Raw genomic sequence first — 17577 nt, 5'->3', positions numbered from 1 at the left:
CCGGCGCGAAACAGACGTCCACTGGCCGAATCGGGAATCTCCCACTTTCCGAGACCACTTTCCGAAAGCGCCGCTCACTCTCCGAGGAGGCGGCGGGCTTCCGAGAGCAGGCGCAGGAGTTCGATGCGCGAAGGATCGTCCGGGGCGCCGCCCGGGGCGTCCGGGGCCGGCCGGGGGGCGTAGGCGGTGAGGACGTGCAGGGCGACGGCGGCCTGACGGGCGAAGAGGCCCAGCAGGTCGAGCTCCGGCAGGCCGGACCGGGCCTGTGGGGACGGGTCGAGCACCTCCAGGACGCCGAGGACCCGGTCCCTGCGGATGAGGGGGGCGGCCATCAGCGCGTTCGGGACGTAGCCGGTGGACTCGGCGATGTCCCTGTCGAAGGAAACGCTGTCGTGCAGGTCGTCGACGACCATCGGCTCCCCCGAGGCGGCGACCCACCCGGCGATGCCCCGGCCCGCCGGGAACCGCCGGCCCACCAGGAACTCCTGTCCCTGACCGGATACGGCCTCGAAGATGAGCTCGTCCGCCGCGGCGTCCAGGAGCATGATGGAGCTCGCCTGCGCGCCGAAGATGGCACGCGCGGTGTCCACCACCGACTGCAAGAGCTCGGCCACACCCGGATCCGGCCGGGGTGCTGCGGGCACGACAGGGGCGATCGTCTGAGCCATGGGACTTCCCTTCCGGCGCCGGTCGTTACCGGCGGCCGTGGACACGGACGTTGGCTGCGGACAGGTACAGGGCGTTCTTCAGCTGGAACGGCGTCAGCCGGGGCGCGCTCGACAGGATCCGCGCGCAGAGCCCCGCGATGAACGGGGTGGCGAAGCTGTTGCCGGAGGTACGGATCGACGTGCCACCGAGCCACGCCACCTGGACTTTCTGGCCGGGGGCGAAGAACTCCACCGGGGGCTCGGGGTTGTAGAGGTGGAGGTCCGGGTCGTCCTCCTGGTGGCTGCCGACCGAGATCACCGAGGAGAAGCGCCAGGGAAAGCTCTCCACGTGCGTGTTGTGCGCGGAGGCGACGATCACGGTCTGCTGGAAGTACGCCTCGTCGGCCAGTCGGCGCAGCTCGTCCACGAAACGGTCGTGGGTCGTGGACAGACTCAGGTTCACCACGTCGAACCGCTGGCGCACGGCCCACCGGATTCCTTCGAGCAGGGCGTCCCCGCTGCCGGAGAACCGGTCGCCGAGCACCCGGATGCTGGACAGCTCGCAGTCCGGCGCGGTGCGCCGGATGATCCCGGCGCAGGCCGTGCCGTGACCGCAGGCGTCCCCCTCCTCCGTCTCCTCGACGTGGACCCCGTCGTCGTCCTTGAAGACCCGCCACGACTGGGCGACCGGGCCGACCAGGGGGTGGTCCCGTTCGACACCCGAATCGACCACGCAGACGCGTACGCCGCGCCCGGTGCCTCCGAGGAGACCGCTCTCGGGCAGGTCCGGTGGTCCGTCGGCGTCCACGGGTACGTCCGCGGGGCCCCGCCCTCGCAGGCCCCAGGTGAGGGGGCGCGCCGGTTGCTGCGCGGTGGTCATCGGGATGCTTCCTTTCCGGCGACGGTGACTCGTCCGACGGCGGAGCCGTGCCCCGGCGAGCGGCGGTGGCAGCGGGAGACCACCGCCTCGGCCTGGCGTACGGCGGGGAGATGGCCCTTCGCCGCGAAGCGCCGGCGGGCGCGCGCCGCCGCCGCGGCTGCGTCGGCCGGGCGCCCCAGCGCGAGGGCGGTACGGGCGAGGTCGAGGGCGGCGACGCCCTGGACGATGGGCGAGTCGGTGCGGGCGGCGGTGGCGAGCGCCCGGGCGGCCAGCCGGGTGGCGGTCGCGGCCTGTCCTCGCGCGGCGGCGATCCGGGCGCGCAGGCCGTCGAGGTCCGCCGACTCGGCGCGCGGTCGGGCCGGCTGCGCCCGCTCCCCGTCCAGTTCGGCGAGGGTGTCGCGGGCGGTACGCCAGTCGCCGAGGTCCAGCCGGATGCGGGCGGCGTCCAGCAGGGCACTGCGCAGCAGCGCCGTGGCGCCCAGGTCCCGCGCGGCGGCGGCGGCGCGCTCCAGGCTCAGGAGCGCCTCCTCCCGGCGGCCGGTCAGGTCGGCCACGGTCGCGGTGAAGATCGGGAGGAAGGCGTCGGCCTCGGCGTAGCCGAGCCGCTTCGCGAGGTGCTCCGCCTCCGCGAGGCAGGCCAGGGCCCCGTCACGGTCGTCGTGGAGGGCCAGCACCACGGCCAGCGGGCAGTTGAGCGTCAGCCGGACGGCCCGGCGGCCGGCCCCCTGGTCGGCGAGGAGCTCGCGGCACCGAGCCACGGCGTCCGCGACCGGTTGGGGGCCGCGCCAGAGCGAGACCCCCATCGCGCCGAGGGCAGCGGCCCGCTCCGGCTCGGCGTCGGCGCGTACCGCGTGGTCCAGCGCGCGGGCGAGCAGGCGCTCCGCCGCCCGGTGCCGGCCTTGTTCCTGGGCGTGCTGGGCGAGCCGCAGGCAGGCCCTGGCCTGGCCGAGGTCGTCGCCGGCCGCTGCGAAGACCGTCAGGGTGGCGCCGGCGGCCTGTGCCGGTGATTCGTCCGGTCCGGCGGACCGGCCGACCGAGGCCAGGGCGAGGCGGGCGTGCGCGGTCTCCGCCGCTTCCCCGCCGCCGGCCACGGCCTCGGCCAGCACTTCTTCGAGCAGCGCTCTGCCTTCCGTGCCGCGTCCCAGGTCCAGCAGCGTCTGGCCGAGCCGCCGGCGTGTCGCCGTACTTCCCGGCTCGCCGGCCGCATACCGGGCCGTGGCCCTGGACAGTACGTCGGCCGCCCATACGGGGTCGGCGTGGGCCAGCGCCAGCCGTCCGGCCTCGGCGAGCGCGTCGGCGGCGCGCCGGCGCAGCCCGTCGGTGTGCGCGTCCTGGGCGCCCAGCTCGACCCGGTAGCGGTACGCCTGTTCCAGGTGGCCTCCGACCGCCGCGCTGCCCCGCTGACGGACCGAGTCCAGGCGGGCCGCCCGTTCGTGCCGGTCGGCCCGGTCCTGCTTGGACTGGCTGGCGTAGACGACCTCCTGGATCAGCCCTCCGGCGAAGCGGAACGCCTCGCCGTCCGGCCTGATCAGGCGGTGCCGGACCAGCCGGTGCAGCGTGGGCCGGAGTTCGGGTCCGGTCCAGGCCGGCGCGGGTTGTCCGGCGAGCGCCGTCAGTTCGTCGGCGGTGAAGTCGCCGCCCAGGACGGACGCCAGGCCCAGGGCCCGGTGCTCGGGCGGGTCGAGCGCGTCGATCCGGGCGCCGATCAGGGCCTGGAGCGGGAGCGGGACGCTGTCCGCGTCGACCGGGACACCCGCGACCAGCAACTGCTCCAGGTGCAGCGGGTTTCCGCCCACACGCGCCAGGACCCGGGGGCCGAGCGGCTCGCCGTGCGCCGCGCCCCCGGTCAGCTCGGCCGCGAGGAGCTGTGCCTCGGCGTCGGAGAGCCCGGCGAGCGGCACGGTGTCCAGGGCCAGCTCGGGTCGTACGTCGAACAGTTGGGGGCGGGTGAGCAGAATGATCAGGACGGCCGCGTCGGTGAGGGCCCGCAGCAGCCGGTCGAGGGTGTCGAAGAGCGGCTGCGCCGCCCAGTGGCAGTCGTCGATCACCAGCACCACGGGTTCCGCTGCGCAGAGCCCGGCCAGGACCTTGGCGAGCGCGGCGCAGGTGTCCGCCGGCGACGGGTTGGGCGTCCCGTTCAGGAGCAGGCCCTGGTGGAGCAGGTCCAGTTCGGGCGACGGTTCGACCGTGCCGCCGGTCCTCAGGAGGTCGGCCACGGCGTCGGCGAGCGGTCCGAGGCTGGGCTGTTCGCCGCGGGCCCGGCAGCGCCCGACGCCGAGACGGGGACCGCCGGCCGTGGCCGTGGCCCGGTGGAGCCACTCGCGCACGAGCCTGGTCTTGCCCTGGCCCGCCTCCCCGCCGACCACCATGCGCTCGGCCCGGCGGGTCCGGACCAAACGGTCCAACGTCTCGTCGATCAGGGCGAGTTCGCGGGTCCGGCCGACGAAGGCGAGGTCGAAACGGCGCAGCGCCTCCGGGCCCTCCTCCTCGTCCAGGCCGAGCAGGCGGTGAGCGGTGACGCGGTCGCTCTTGCCCTTGAGCAGCAGCGGGCCGGTCTCCGTGGTCCGGACGCCCGGCCCGGCGGCCGCCAGGGTGTCCGGTCCGATGAGGATCTCCCCGGCGGCGGCGTTCTGCTCCAGGCGCGCGGCGACGTTGACCACCTCGCCGGAGACCATCGCCTGCCGCAGGGTTGCCGAACCCGTGACCACCTGGCCGGTGTTGAGACCGAGGCGCATCTGCAGCCGTACGCCGACGCCTTGCTCCAGCCGGACGTTGAGTCCGGCGAGCGCCTCCCGCATGGCCAGGGCGGCGGCGACCGCCCGGCGGGCGTCGTCCTCCCGCACGACCGGCATGCCGAAGACGGCCATCACGGCGTCCCCGATGAACTTCTCGACGGTGCCGCCCTGCTCTTCGATCCGCAGCCTCATCAGGTCGAACCAGCGGAGCGTCACCGAGCGCAGGGTCTCCGCGTCCAGTGCTCCGGAGAGCGCCGTGGAACCCACCAGGTCGCAGAAGAGGACGGTCACCACCTTGCGGCCGGTCGGCGTGGCCGTGACCGGCCCGTGGGCACACGGGCTGCCGCAGAAGGGGCAGAACCGGGCATCGGGCGGCAGTGGGCTCCGGCACGAGGTGCAAGGCATGGGTTCCTCCGGTGGACGCGGGACGGCGGGGCGGCCGGGGTCAGAAGAGGGCGCCGCCCGCCACGTCGGCGTGGGCCTGCACCTCGGGAGCCGCCGCGTCGAGCCGCCCCCTGATGTCGACGAGCAGGGCCAGTTCCTCCGGGGCCAGCGCGCGCAGGACCTCGTACTGCTCTTCGCTGAGGGCGTCGAGGTCGAACCCCGCGGCGGTCAGCGCCTCCAGGGTGGGCTCGGGCGGGGAATCACCGGACGAGGGCTCGTCGTACGGCGTGTTGTCCTCGGTCACGGGTGTCCTCCGGGGTCGGCGGCGAGGGAGAGGAAGAGCCGGATGAGCAGGTTCGCCGTGTGCAGCGCGCTGACGGAGACGGCGGTCTGCTGGGCCGGGGGCGGCGCGAGTTCGTCGAGCACCCGGTGCAGGTCGTCGAGGTGGCCGCCGTCGAGCTCGGCGTGTTCCCTGAGGGTGCGGAACGCGCCGTCGGGGAGCCCGGTGGCCTCGGTGAGGCGGTCGGCGAGCCGGGGCCCGGGGGCGTGGCCCTCCAGGACCGCGATGTACCCGAGCAGTGTGACGGGGTGTTCGTGCTCGATCCGGTAGTACTGCGCCCCGGCGAGTTCGACGACGACGGGGGGCGGCACGGCGGCCGGCCCGGCACCGGCGGCGGCGAGGTCTTCGAGCAGCCAGGTGTCGTGGTCGCGCTCTTCCTCGGCGTGACGGGTGTAGTACGCCGCGAGGGTCCGCGCGGCCGGGTCGTCCAGCTCGACGCACCGCTCGGCGGCCCGCTCCAGCAACGGCACCGAGGCCCGTACGAGCGCGTGCATGGCTGCCAGGTAGCGGGGGTACCGCTGCCGCAGTCCGTCCGGTCGCCAGAGGACGGCGGTCGCGGCGCTCAGGACGGTGGTGGTGGGTGCGAGCTTGGTCCGGAGCGCGAGGGACGCGGTGGCGGTCATCGGGAGCTCTTCTCCTCTGCGGGAAGCGACTCGACCAGGTGCGCGTAGCGGGCGCAGCCCATGCGGCCGACCAGGGCGGCGGGTCCCGCGGCGAGCTGCTGCTCCGCGCTGAGCCGGTCGAGGAGTTCGCCGACCCGGCCGCCGGCGTCGCGTGCCGCGCCCGCGAGGACCTCGGGGCGGTCGGCGAGTGCGTGACAGCTCTGGCAGTAGCCGGCCGGGGCGGGCGAGGTCGCGTAGCGGGCGTGCAGCCGCTGGGGGCCGACGGCGCGCAGCATCCGCAGCACCGGGGAGCCGAGGGAGCGCGCGCGGACGGCCGGCCAGTCGTCGTCGGCGATGTGTCCGAGCCGTAGGTGCCGGGGGACGGGGCGGCGGTCCACCGTCCACTGGTTGCAGCAGGCGGCCACGGTCCCGTCGAAGGCGACCACCGGCCAGGCGGCGAGGGTGCACGGCGCCGCCACGGAGCCGCCCGGTCCGGCTGGTGTCGGCCGGACGAGGCCCGCGGCGCGGCCGAGCGGCCGGACCTCGTTGACGAGCAGGGGCACCCGGCCGGCGAAGACGCGGCGGACGTCCGCGACGACGTCCGCCAGGTACGGGTCGTCGGGTCCGGTACCGGTGAGGTGGATGCTGGCGGGGATCCCGGCGTCGAGCACGGCCCGGAGGGCGCGCAACACCTCCGTACGGGGGACCTCGCGCTCGTGGTGGACGTCCAGGCTCGCCGAGAAGTGGTCGAGGGAGGTGATCGCTCGCCTGATCCGGTCCGGGATGCGTCCGTCACGGGCGAAGAACATTCCGCTGAGCAGCGCCACGCGGGAGCCCGCGGCGCGGGCGAGACCGGCCAGGCGGGCGGCCAGTTCCGGCAGCAGCAACGGTTCGCCGCCGGTCAGCATGACCACCTCGGGGCGGTCCTCCGCGCCGAACGAGCCGATGAAGCGCAGCAGGTGTTCCGGGTCGGGCTGCTCGGAGACCGACATGGAGGAGTTGGTGGAGCAGTGTGCGCAGCTCATGGGGCAGCGGCGGGTGAGCGCCACCAGCAGGCCACCGCAGGGCACCGGCCGCAGGCCGATGAGCTCCGCGAGCTCCATGTCTCCTCCTGCGTGCTCGTGCCGCGCGCTCGGGCCGCGCGCGGATCGTGCCCCGGATCGTGCCCGCGCGCGGCAGACTTCCGGTTCACGAACGCCTGGTGATCGGTTGGTCCGCAGGTCGAGGCGGTCGGACGCCCGGGGCGTGGCGGGGCTCGGCGGGGCGTGCCGGCGGGGTTTCGGGGGCGTACGGCGTCCGTGCGCTCGGCGTATACCGGTGCCGAACCGATGGACAGGCGTTCCCGTACCGGGTGTTCGTACGTTTCTTCCCAGCCGGCGGAACGACGCCGTCAAACAAGGAGGACGAACATGCCCGAGAACACGAACCCCGAGACCGAGAACGAGGACATCGAGGTCGTCGCCCACGGTGAGGACGAAGAGGCCGAGGCCGGCTGCGTCGTCAACCACTCCCACGAGCTCTAAGAGCTCGTAAGCGAGCCTGAGCACCGCGCGGGCCCCCCGACTCTCGGCAGATCCTGCCCTGAGCCGGGGGCCCGCGGCCACACCACCCCGGAACCGGGACCGGAACCGCCAAAGCCACCGCCAATGCCACCGCCACCGCCACCGCCACCGCCACCGAGGGAGCGGCACGTCATGAAGATCCTTCTCTGCCCGCTCAGCGACGGCGGCTACCTCTACCCGGCGATCGCGGCCGGCCGGGAACTACGGCGCCGGGGCCATGACGTCAGTGTGCTGGGCCGGTCCACCGCGGAGACCGTCGCGGCCGATGCCGGACTCCCGTTCGCGGCCGCAGAGGACTTCGACGCCCGCCGGGCGTTCTCCGCCACGTGGTGGGGGCCCACCGGCGCGGCGCAGTACCGGGCGACCGTACGCGCGGCCCGGGAGACGGGGGCCGACCTGCTGGTCACCTCCGTACTCTGCAACGGCGCCCTGGTCGCCGCCGAGGCACTGGACATCCCTGTGGTGGTGGTCGGGCTCTCGGTGCACCTGTGGGACTACCGGGCCGGCGGCGACGACGAGCCGCACCTGGGCCGGTCCCGGCAGAGCCGGACCCAGGACTGCCTGCAGATCTACACCGACGTACGGGAGCAGGCCGGTCTGGCGGGGCGTGCCCCCCGGTGGGGGAACGAACCGCTGCTGGGCGACGCGCTGCTGCTGCGCGGGGATCCGGAGCTGGAGTATCCGGGCGCGCAGCTGCCCGAGCGGGCCCATCACGTGGGACCGCTGTCCTGGGAACCGACACCCGACCCGGCGGAGGTCGAGGAGATCGGGGACCACCTGTCGCGGAACGGCAGGCCCGTCGTCTACGTCCATCTCGGCCGCTTCTTCGAGGGCCGGAGCCTGTGGCCGCGGCTCAACGAGGCCTTCACCGGCGGCCGGTTCCAGGCCGTGGTCGAGCAGGGCCGCTCAACCGACCCGCAGCCCGCCCCTGGTGCCGACATCATGCTGGTCCGCAAACGATGGATGGCACCGCTCGTCGACCGCGCCGGCCTCGTGCTGAGCAGCGGCACCTCCGCGCCCGTGCTGGCCGCGCTCCTGCACGGCCGGCCCCTCGCACTTTCGCCCAACGGCTCCGAGCAGCCCCTGCTCACCGGCGCCTGCCTGCGCGCCGGCGTGGCCGCGCACTTCCCCAAGAGCCCGTCCGTGGAGGCTTCGGCGCTGCTGGAGTCCGCGTGGCGGGACGACGGTCTGCGGGCTCGTGCCCATGTGCTCGGCGGCAGGCTGGCCGCGATGGACAGCGCGGCACGCGCGGCCGACATCGTCGAGCGGGTGGCCGGGGCATCCGCCGCTCCCTCGGCCGGGGCCACCGCCGCCTGCCCGGCCGAGGCGTCCACCGCCCCCTCGGCCGAGGCGTCCGTTTCCGCAAAGGAGAAGCATGAGTACGCGATCAGCAGGCCTCGATGAGGCCGTGACCAGCCTGTCGGCGGGCGCGCGGCGGTGGATCGGGCTGCACGCGGCCTACCTCGACTCCCCGGCCGCCCACGCCGAACTGCCGTTGGTCCCGCGCGTGAAGGCCCTCCTGCAGCTCGCGATGCTCCTCCGCTACTGGGAGAGGTGCGCGCCCGCGGACCCCGCCCTGACCGAGGTGACCAGTGTGGTCGAACAGGTGTGGCAGCGCCCCGACTTCCCCCGGCTCCTCACCCTCGACGGCAGGCGCGCCCGGCAGTTCGAGCTCATGTACGCGGCGCTGGCACCGGTCGGTGCCGCCACCGACGCGCCCCGTGCCGTGCTGGAGCGGCTGACGGACGGCAGCTACCTGACGCCGGGCCGGAAGCCGCCGTTCCTGCATCTGGAAGCCAGGTTCTACGCCGATCTCGCGGGCGTCCCGCACCGGTTCGCCCCGTACGAGGAGCTGTACGAGGCAAGTCCGCTCCCCCGCGCCGCCACCCTGCCCGTGGCCGATCTGGACGGCTGCCAGGTCGCGCACACCGTGCTCTACCTCAGCGACTTCGGCCTGCGCGATCCCCGCCTTCCCGAGGAGGAACGGGGGCGGGCGCTGCGCGTGGTGGAACGGCTGACGGACCACTGCGTGGGGCTCGGCGACTGGGACGTCGTGGCGAAGCTGCTGCTCGCCCAGTACTGCCTGGGCGCGGATCCACTGCGCACCCCCTCCGGAGCGGCCGGCCTGCGGATGCTCCACGCGGCCCAGGCCGCCGACGGGGCGATCCCCGGGCGGTCCGCCACCGGGCGGGTCCCGGCGGACGCGACGCCCGTGGAGTACTTCCGGAAGTCCTACAAAGTGACCCTCGTCGTGGCGCTGATGACGCTCGTCGTCACCGGCGGCCGGACCGACGAGCCTGCCCTGACAACGGCAACGGCAACGGCAATACGGGAGACCCTGTGAGCATCGACCAAGCGGTGAATATCGGCCTGCCCGTGAACCTCGGCCCCGCCGCCCCGCCCGAGCCCCTCCCCTCCGGCGCCCGCCTCCTGAAGGGCGAGCGGAACTGGTGGTTCCTGGGCCCGGGCGGGGTGGCCCGGCTCCGCGACCGGCACGTCACCGCCGAGGGCGCCCTGCACGCCGATGCGGAACAACGCCTGCACGAGAGCGGCATGTTCACCCCCGGCCGGATCAGGTCCTACGCACTGACCGTCCTCACCAGCACCCACTGCAACCTGGGCTGCGGGTACTGCTTCCAGAACACCGCCCAGGACCAGTTGGGCGGCAGCCGGCCGCCCCGGATCGCCCAGACCCGCCTCACCTCCGAGACCATCACCGAGATCCTCGGCTTCACCGAGCGGCAGATGGCAGCCGTCGGCCTGGACAAGCTCAAGATCCTGCTCTTCGGCGGGGAGCCCCTGCTCAACCCGCGCGGCTGCCTGGAACTGCTGGAGCGGGCCGCGGAGATCGCGCCGACCTCGGCCTGGATGATCTCCAACGCCACGCTGCTCACCCCGTCCCTCGCCCGCCGGCTCGCCGACCTGGGGCTGACGTCCGTCCAGGTCACCTTCGACGGCGACCGCGCCGACCACGACCGGATCCGGGTCGGCCGGGCGGACGGCGGCGCCACCTTCGACAAGATCGTCGGCAACATCGCCAAGGCCTCCGAGCACACTCCGCTCCAGTGGACGCTGCGGGTGAACGTCTCCCAGGAGACCTTCCACGGCGTGGACGCCCTGATCGACCGGCTGTCCGCCACGCTCGACCCCGCCCGCTGCACGCTGTACTTCGCCCGGATCGGCGACGTGGGGGTCGGGTACGCCAACAGTCTGCTGCACACGGGCGAACTCTCGGCCGCCTTCACCCGGTGGCAGCGCCGGGCGCTCGACCTCGGCTTCACCGTGGGCCGCCCCGGCGCCCGCAAGACCTGTGTCACCTGTGGTCACACCGACGGCCGCTACGGCGCGGTGGTGAGCGCGGACGGCACCCTCGCCAGCTGCTGGGAGACCGCGGGCAAACCCGACTGGGAGGTCGGCACGGTCACCGACGGCTATCTGCCGGGCGCGGAGACCCGCGACCGCTGGATCGCCTGCCAGGATCTCTACCGCTTCGACGAGGACGCGCGGACGCTCGCGCGGTTCCGCGACTCCGTCGACACGGCCCTGCTCGACTACCTGCAAGAGACGGGGCGCCTGTAGTCATGTCCTCACCCCTGGAGCGGCTCTCCGCCGGCGCGCTCGGCTGGCTGGGCGGGAATCTGGACTACTTCGACCCGTTCTCGGCGAGCTCCCGGTCGGCGACCCACGGAAAGGCGAAGGCGGCGCTGGAACTTGCGCTGCTCTGCCACTGCACGGCACGCCTGGCCGACCCTCCGGGGGCGCTGGGCGAAGCGGGGGCCCTGGTCCGCAAGCTCTGGCAGGACCCGGACCTCCCGCGGCTGTTCGCCGACGTCCCGAAGTACGCGTCCACCTACGGGTTGATCTACGCCGCGCTGGCCCCCGACGCGATCGACGACACCCAGGTCCGGGCGACGCTCGCGCGGCTCGACCCCGAGTTCCTGTCGCCGCAGGGGAAGTCCGCGTACCAGCGCATCGAGATCCGCCACTACGCGGACAAGGCCGGTGTCCGCCACACCGTCGAGCCGTACGCCGAACTCCTGCCGCGCAGCCCGCTCGTCGCGTTCCGCGCCGCCGAGCCGGGGGGCGCGAACTCCCAGGACGGGGCGCCGCTCACCGAACCGCAGGCGTACGCCGTGACGCACACCGCCTTCTATCTCGGCGACTTCGGCCGGACCGCCCCCCGGCTGGGCGGGGACGCACTGGCGCACGCCCAGGACCTGGTCGAGCGGTTGCTGCGGCACTGCGTCGAACACGACCGGTGGGACCTGGCCGCGGAGCTGGTCCTCACCCGGTTCATCCTGGGGAGCGAGCCGCTGGACACGCCCTCGGGAGCCGCGGCCGTGGAATGCCTGGTGCGGGCCCAGCGGCCCGACGGGGCGCTCCCGGGGCGGTCGGCGGCGCAGGCGGCGCACCCGTCCGCCTCGGGCGCGGAGTTCTTCGCGAAGGCATACCACACGACCCTGGTCACCGCCCTCATGGCACTGATCGTCTCGTCGCCGAGGCCGTCGTGACACCGCAGCTGACGCTGATCAACCGCGACTACACCCGGCTCTGGTTCGGCCAGGCCGTCTCGTCCGTCGGGGACGCCGTCTTCAGCACGACGCTGGTGCTGTGGGTGGCCACCGTACTGGCGAAGGACCAGTCGTGGGCGCCGGTGGCGGTCAGCGGCATCGTGATGGCGTCGGGCGTCGCCGTGCTGGTCATCGGTCCGCTCGCGGGCGTGTTCGTCGACCGCTGGGACAAGCTCGCCACGATGCTGCGCACCGAGGTGGTCCGCGGCGCTCTGGTGGCCGTGCTGACGGCCGTCACCTTCCTGCCGGCCGGCACCCTCCCGACCGGTGTCTGGCTCGGCCTGATCTACGGGTCCGTGCTCCTGCTCCACGCGGCCGGCCAGTTCTTCGCCCCGGCGCGCTTCGCGGTCCTCGCGGACCTGGTGACCGGGGATGCCGACCGCGCCCGGGCGGCCGGCATCGCGCAGGCGACCGGTGAGACGGCCTGGATCGTCGGCCCGCCCCTCGCCGCCCCGCTGCTGTTCACCGCCGGACTGCAGTGGGCCCTGCTCTTCAACTGCCTCTCGTACGTGGTGTCGTACATCGCGATCCGTTCCATCGGCGTACGTGTGCCCGACACGGGTTCCGCCGGACCGCTCGGCACGCAGAAGCCCGCCGAGCGGCAGAAGGGCATGCTGCGGCGGGAGTTCATGGACGGGCTGCGCTTCTTCGCGGGCAGCAGGTTCCTGGTGGCGCTGCTCCTGCTCGCCGTCATCGGCCAGTTCGGGGTCGGGACCCTGGGCACCCTCAACGTCTTCTTCGCCACCGACAACCTCCACGCGGACGCCCACCTCTACGGATACCTCGGCATGGCCATGGGTGCGGGTGGCATCGCGGGAGCGCTGGGCGCGGGCCGGGTGGTGCAGTGGCTCGGGGCGCGCAGGACCACCTGGGTCGGCCTGCTGGTGAGCGGTGTGCTGCTGGTCGCCTACTCCCGGCAGACCGGCTTCCTGGGCGGTGTCGCCCTGCTCTTCGTGTTCACCGTTCCGCTCACCATGCTGAACACCGCGATGTCACCGCTGCTGCTCGCGGCGGCGCCCCCGGACTACCGGGGCCGGGTGATGGCCGTGTTCTACCCGGTGACGCGGCTGGCGTCGATGCTCTCCGCGGCCCTGTCCGGCTGGCTCGCCGGATCCGCGCTGCAAGGCGTCGGGGGCTCGATCGGCGGGCTCCGGTTCGGCCCCGTCGACACGATCATCGCCGCGGCGGGGCTGATCGTCCTCTTGGCCGGTGTCTTCGCGATGGCCGCCCTGCCCGGCACGGAAGGCACCGACAAGCCCGACGGCAAGCCCGCCGACAAGCACGTTGCCCGACCGAAGACCCGTCCGTTCGCGCACGGACCGCGCGGCGGACGCCTCACCCGAAAGAGGACGGACATGCCCGAGACCGAGACCACGAACCCGGAGCCGAACGAGCGGGAGGACATCGAGGTCGTCGCCCACAGCGACGACGAGGAACTCGCCGCCTGCGTCATCAACCGCTCCAACGACCTCTGACCCACGGACGGATGAGGGAGCAACGAGTGACCCGGGAGCCCCGCCGCTATCCGTACGCGGAACGGCAGGACGTCGTCGAGGAACTGCACGGTCTGCGCGTCCCCGACCCGTACCGCCTGCTGGAGGACTCCGAGTCCCCTGAGACGCTCCGCTGGGGCGCGGAGCAGGAAACGCTCTACGAGGCGGAGCGGGCGTCCTGGGCGGACCTGGAGCGCTGGAAGGCGGAGGTGGCGGCGATCGACGCCGTGGACCGCGTCCGGTCGCCCAGGGTCCGCGGCGGCAGGGTCTTCTGGCTGCGGCAGGACGCCGGTCAGGAGCATCCGGTGCTCATGGTGGCGGAGGCCGGGGCGGGCACGACGGAGCGGGTGCTGCTGGACCCCAGTGCCCTCGACCCGTCCGGACGCACCGTGCTCGACGCCTGGGAGCCCTCCGTGGAGGGCGATCTGCTGGCCTTTCAGGTGTCCCGGAACGGCACGGAGGACTCGCTGCTCCAGGTGCTCGACGTGGCCACCGGGAAGGTCGTCGACGGGCCGGTGGACCGGGTACGGAGGTCTTCGATCGGCTGGCTGCCCGGCGGGGAGGCGTACTACTACGTCAGGAACCTCGACCCCCGGCTGCACCCCGGCGAGGGGCGCTACCACCGCCGCGTGTGCCTGCACCGGATCGGCACGGACCCCGACACGGACGCCCTGGTCTTCGGTGAGGGGCGGGACAAGACCCAGTTCTACAGCGTCTCCGTGACCGCGGACGGCCGCTGGCTCGGCGTCACGGCCACGCTCGGCACCGGCCGCGGCACCGATCTCTACCTGGCCGACCTGTCGGCCGGGCCGCTCGAACGCCCGGAGCTGCGGCCCGTTCAGGAGGGCATGGACGCCGCCACCCGCCTGTACGCGGTGCCCGGCACCGGCCCGCGCGACCTGGTGTGGCTGCGCACCGACCGCGATGCCGCGCGCGGACGCGTCGTCGCGTGCCGGCCGGACGAACTGCGCCTGGGCCCCGACGCCTGGCGCGAGGTGATCCCCGAACGGCCCGACGCGGTACTGACCCACCTCGTCGTGCTGTCCGGTCCGGAGCTGAAGCACCCGCTCGGCCTGGCCGCCTGGACCCGCAACACGGTCGCCGAGGTGACCGTGCACGACCTGGTCGAGGGGCGGCAGACCGCCACGGTCCCGCTGCCCGGCACCGGCGCGGTCGGCGACTTCTCGGCCGGACCGCCCGGCGGTCACGAGGCCTACTTCGCCTACACCGACTTCGTCACACCGCCGCGGGTGCTCCGCTTCGACGCCCGGACGGGCCGCGCCTCGCGCTGGGAGCGCGACGCCCCGGACGCCCCGGGCGCCCCGGACGCCCCGGGCGTCGGCGGCGCGGTCACCCGCCAGGTCGCCTTCCCCTCGCGGGACGGCACGACGGTGCGCATGTTCGTGATCTCCCCCACCGGCCGTCCGGACGTGCCGCGCCCCGCGCTGCTCACCGGCTACGGCGGCTTCGGCAAGACGATGTCGCCCCGGTACCGCGCCCAGGTCCTCGCCTGGGTCAGGGCCGGCGGGGTGTTCGCCTGGGCCGGCCTGCGCGGCGGCGGCGAGGAGGGCGAGGCCTGGCATCTGGCGGGCAGCGGGAAGAACAAACAGAACACCTTCGACGACTTCGCCGCGGCCGGAGACTGCCTGATCGCCGAGGGCTGGACCGAGCCGGGCCGCCTCTCGATCATGGGCGGCTCCAACGGCGGGCTGCTGGTGGGCGCCGCCCTCAGCCAGCAGCCGGGGAAGTACGCCGCCGTGGTGTGCATGGCCCCCCTGCTGGACATGGTCCGCTACGAAGGGTCCGGGCTCGGGCCCAGCTGGACGCCGGAGTACGGCAGCGCGCAGGACCCGGCCCTGCTGCCGACGCTGTTCGGCTACTCCCCGTATCACCGGGTCACGCCCGGGACCGCCTACCCGGCGGTGCTGCTGGTCGCCGCGGACGGGGACACCCGGACCGATCCGCTGCACGCCCGCAAGATGTGCGCTGCGCTCCAGCACGCCTCTTCCGGCACCGGCCCGGTGCTGCTGCGGCTGGAGCGCGGCGTCGGGCACGGCGACCGGTCCGCGTCCCGCGCGGTGGCCCTGCAGGCCGAGTGCCTCGCCTTCCTGGCGGAGCAGGTGGGGCTCCCGGCCCCGGACCGTCCCGGTCCGGCGGCCCCCTGAAACGCCGGCTCCGGCCGCCCGACGGGGGCGGCCGGGGCCGGCCCAGTACAGCGGTCCCAAAAGACAGGCTCTAGGGCCTGTCTTTTGGATCAGGCCGGATCAGCCCGCGGCGTCTGGTGCCGTGCATCGCAAGGCCGAGGAGGGAGTCGACGCGGTGGGGGCACCTCCCAGCGGTAGCTGGGGGACGTCGGCGACCGACGAGAACGCAGCGAGGTGCGGTGCCAGGCGCCGCGGGCCCGGCCTGATCCGAAAGACAGGCCCTAGGTCACCGCGGTGGTGACGAGTCCCGAGCCGCGCGCGTACAGCCGTATCAGGTGGGGCAGTTCGTACTGCGCCGCGTGCGCGGTGACCTCGCCGCAGGGCGACGTCACCATTCCGGCGTCGATGAGCGCCTCCACCACCCGTACGGCGTGCCGCTCGTCGCAACCGAGCGCCTCGGCCGCCTCGGTCAGGCCGAAGGGACCCTCCCCGGTGCCCGCGGCCAGCCGTCCCGCGTCGCGGCCCCACGCCTCCGGCAGTGCCTCCCAGCCGTGGGCCAGCCACCGCCGGACGGACACGTCCCCGGAGGTCAGTTCGTCCAGGGCCCCCGCGGGGTCGGCGAGCCGGTCCGCGAACTCCCGCAGCGGCACGTGGCGGAGCACCGCGAGCCGCATGCCGCTCACCCGGACCGCCAGCGGCGACCCGCCGCAGGCGCGCACGATGCGCAGTGCGGCCTCCCGGTCGGCCCGCACCCGGTCCTGGCCGACGAGCCTCGCGAGCAGTTGCACCGACTCGGCGGTGCCGAGCGGCGGGACGGAGAGCCGGTGCACGGGCGCCAGACCGCCCAGCTGGCCGCGCGCGGTGAGCAGCACCCTGCCCCGCCCGCCGGAGGGGAGCAGGGGGCGTACGGCGCGTTCGTCGGGCACGTCGTCGAGGATCACCAGCACGTGGTGCTCCGCCAGCCACTCCCGCCACGCCTCGGGCCCGGACAGCCCAGCCTGGCCGGTCCGTTGACCGAGCTCCGCGAGCACCGTCGACAGCGGGCGGGTGCGGCCGTCCGCGTCACGCAGGGAGACGCAGATCCGCCCGTCGGCGAACCGGTCGCCGAGCAGGTGGGCGGCCCGCACCGCCAGCGTGGTCTTCCCGGCCCCGGCCGGGCCCGACAGCAGCACGATGCGGCCGGCGGCATCGTCCTCCAAGTGGCCTATCAGATACCGCAGTTCCTCGCCGTGGCCGGTGAAGTCGACGAGGTCGGGCGGCAGAGCGGCCGGCGGCTTGGCGGCCCGCGGCCGGGCGGCCGCGCCCGCGCCCGCCCCGGCCCGGTCGTCGCCCGCGAGGATCTTCCGGTAGCGGGCCGCCATGGCGCCACCCGGCTCCAGGCCCAGTTCGCGGGCGAGGAGCTGCCGGTAGTCGTCGTACGCCGCAAGGGCCTCGGCCTGCCGGCCGGACCCGCTGAGCGCGCACATCCAGGCGGACCGGAGCCGCTCCCGGAGCGGGTGCCGCTCCACCAGGTCACGCAGCCCCTCGACCACCGCCGGCGCGCCGCCCAGCTCCAGCTCTGCCTCCGCCCAGCTCTCGTAGGCCGTCAGATGGCGCAGCTCCAGCCGCTCGGCCTCCTCGGCCAGCCGGGGCGACTGCCGCAGGTCGTCGCCCAGCGGCGGCCCCTGCCACAAGTCGAGGGCCTGGCGCAGGAGTCGGGCGGCCGGGCGGGGCTCCTGCCCCTCGGCGGCCCGCACCAGGGAGCGGAACCGCAGGAGGTCGAGCTCGTCCTCTGCCACGCGCAGCACATATCCGCCATGCGTGTGGGTGAGCCGCGGCCGGTCCTGGCCGTCATCCGCGAGCAGCGCGCGCAAGGCACTCACGTACACCTGGAGGTTCTTGCGGGCGGTGCGCGGGGGCTCCTCCTGCCAGACCGCGTCGGTCAACGCGTCCACGGAGACCGGGGTGTTGGCGGAGCCGAGCAGGGTTGCCAGCACGACCCGCTGCTTCAACGGGCCGAGGGGCAGCGCCCGGTCGTCCCGGTGGACCGTGAGCGGGCCGAGGACGGAGAACCCGAGCGTGCCGGGTGGCACTGCGGGCTGCGCGAACGGACGCGGCATCGAGCGAACCTCCGGTGGGTGACGGGAGTGGGTCGGTCCACTCGATGATCCGCCGCCCGCACCCGTCACACATCGGTGCCGAGCCCGCAGAGTCGCGCCGCCGGTGACCGCCTCATGGGG

General features: G+C 74.2%; 13 protein-coding genes. 6 read left to right on the top strand and 7 right to left on the bottom strand.

Annotation, left to right across the window (positions count from 1 at the left end; genetic code table 11):
• Window positions 1-74: 74 nt before the first annotated feature.
• The 6 genes from ACFYZ4_RS31500 to ACFYZ4_RS31475 form a co-directional block, all read right to left on the bottom strand.
• Window positions 75-668 (bottom strand): GAF domain-containing protein, encoded by a 594-nt coding sequence (locus ACFYZ4_RS31500; protein WP_351290257.1) that lies wholly within the window; start codon window positions 666-668, stop codon window positions 75-77.
• 25 nt (window positions 669-693) lie between these two features.
• Window positions 694-1527, bottom strand: a complete 834-nt coding sequence (locus ACFYZ4_RS31495; RefSeq protein ID WP_351290259.1) for a S8 family serine peptidase — start codon at window positions 1525-1527, stop codon at window positions 694-696.
• Entirely contained in the window at window positions 1524-4553 is a 3030-nt protein-coding gene (locus ACFYZ4_RS31490) for an adenylate/guanylate cyclase domain-containing protein (RefSeq protein ID WP_390785423.1), read from the bottom strand. The genes ACFYZ4_RS31495 and ACFYZ4_RS31490 overlap by 4 nt, the downstream gene beginning before the upstream one ends.
• Before the next feature lie 154 nt (window positions 4554-4707).
• Entirely contained in the window at window positions 4708-4887 is a 180-nt protein-coding gene (locus ACFYZ4_RS31485; protein ID WP_219668469.1) for an aroma-sacti cluster domain-containing protein, read from the bottom strand.
• A 59-nt stretch (window positions 4888-4946) separates the two neighbouring features.
• Window positions 4947-5609 carry an iron-containing redox enzyme family protein gene (locus ACFYZ4_RS31480; protein ID WP_351290263.1) on the bottom strand — a complete coding sequence of 221 codons (663 nt, stop codon included), beginning with the start codon at window positions 5607-5609 and terminating at the stop codon, window positions 4947-4949.
• The gene (locus tag ACFYZ4_RS31475; protein ID WP_390785422.1) at window positions 5606-6691 is read right to left on the bottom strand and encodes a radical SAM protein; all 1086 of its coding nucleotides are present in this window, start codon (window positions 6689-6691) and stop codon (window positions 5606-5608) included. Before ACFYZ4_RS31475 ends, ACFYZ4_RS31480 begins: the two co-directional genes overlap by 4 nt.
• Window positions 6692-7282: 591 nt before the next feature.
• On the opposite strand from ACFYZ4_RS31475, the gene ACFYZ4_RS31470 reads away from it, so the two are divergent.
• The 6 genes from ACFYZ4_RS31470 to ACFYZ4_RS31445 are packed head-to-tail and all read left to right on the top strand — an operon-like array spanning window position 7283 to window position 15379.
• Window positions 7283-8554: a glycosyltransferase gene (locus ACFYZ4_RS31470; RefSeq protein ID WP_390785421.1), complete on the top strand. Its 1272-nt coding sequence runs from the start codon at window positions 7283-7285 to the stop codon at window positions 8552-8554.
• Complete coding sequence (locus ACFYZ4_RS31465) at window positions 8526-9494, top strand: DUF6895 family protein (RefSeq protein WP_390785420.1); 969 nt, start codon at window positions 8526-8528, stop codon at window positions 9492-9494. The genes ACFYZ4_RS31470 and ACFYZ4_RS31465 overlap by 29 nt, the downstream gene beginning before the upstream one ends.
• On the top strand, window positions 9491-10729 hold the full coding sequence (locus ACFYZ4_RS31460; protein WP_390785419.1) for a radical SAM protein: 1239 nt from the start codon (window positions 9491-9493) through the stop codon (window positions 10727-10729). Before ACFYZ4_RS31465 ends, ACFYZ4_RS31460 begins: the two co-directional genes overlap by 4 nt.
• 2 nt (window positions 10730-10731) lie before the next feature.
• Window positions 10732-11661, top strand: coding sequence for a DUF6895 family protein (locus ACFYZ4_RS31455; protein WP_390785418.1), 930 nt, complete (start codon window positions 10732-10734; stop codon window positions 11659-11661).
• Window positions 11658-13196, top strand: coding sequence for an MFS transporter (locus ACFYZ4_RS31450; protein WP_390785417.1), 1539 nt, complete (start codon window positions 11658-11660; stop codon window positions 13194-13196). The genes ACFYZ4_RS31455 and ACFYZ4_RS31450 overlap by 4 nt, the downstream gene beginning before the upstream one ends.
• An 11-nt stretch (window positions 13197-13207) precedes the next feature.
• On the top strand, window positions 13208-15379 hold the full coding sequence (locus ACFYZ4_RS31445; protein WP_390785416.1) for a prolyl oligopeptidase family protein: 2172 nt from the start codon (window positions 13208-13210) through the stop codon (window positions 15377-15379).
• A gap of 260 nt (window positions 15380-15639) precedes the next feature.
• Here the strand turns inward: ACFYZ4_RS31445 and ACFYZ4_RS31440 are convergent, their stop codons facing one another.
• Window positions 15640-17457: a BTAD domain-containing putative transcriptional regulator gene (locus ACFYZ4_RS31440; RefSeq protein WP_390785415.1), complete on the bottom strand. Its 1818-nt coding sequence runs from the start codon at window positions 17455-17457 to the stop codon at window positions 15640-15642.
• Between the last annotated feature and the right edge of the window lie 120 nt (window positions 17458-17577).

This window comes from Streptomyces sp. NPDC001513, assembly GCF_042894695.1.
GTDB lineage: Bacteria > Actinomycetota > Actinomycetes > Streptomycetales > Streptomycetaceae > Streptomyces.
The sequence above is the reverse complement of the archived record's forward strand: the minus strand, read 5'-3'. Positions and strand labels throughout refer to the sequence as shown.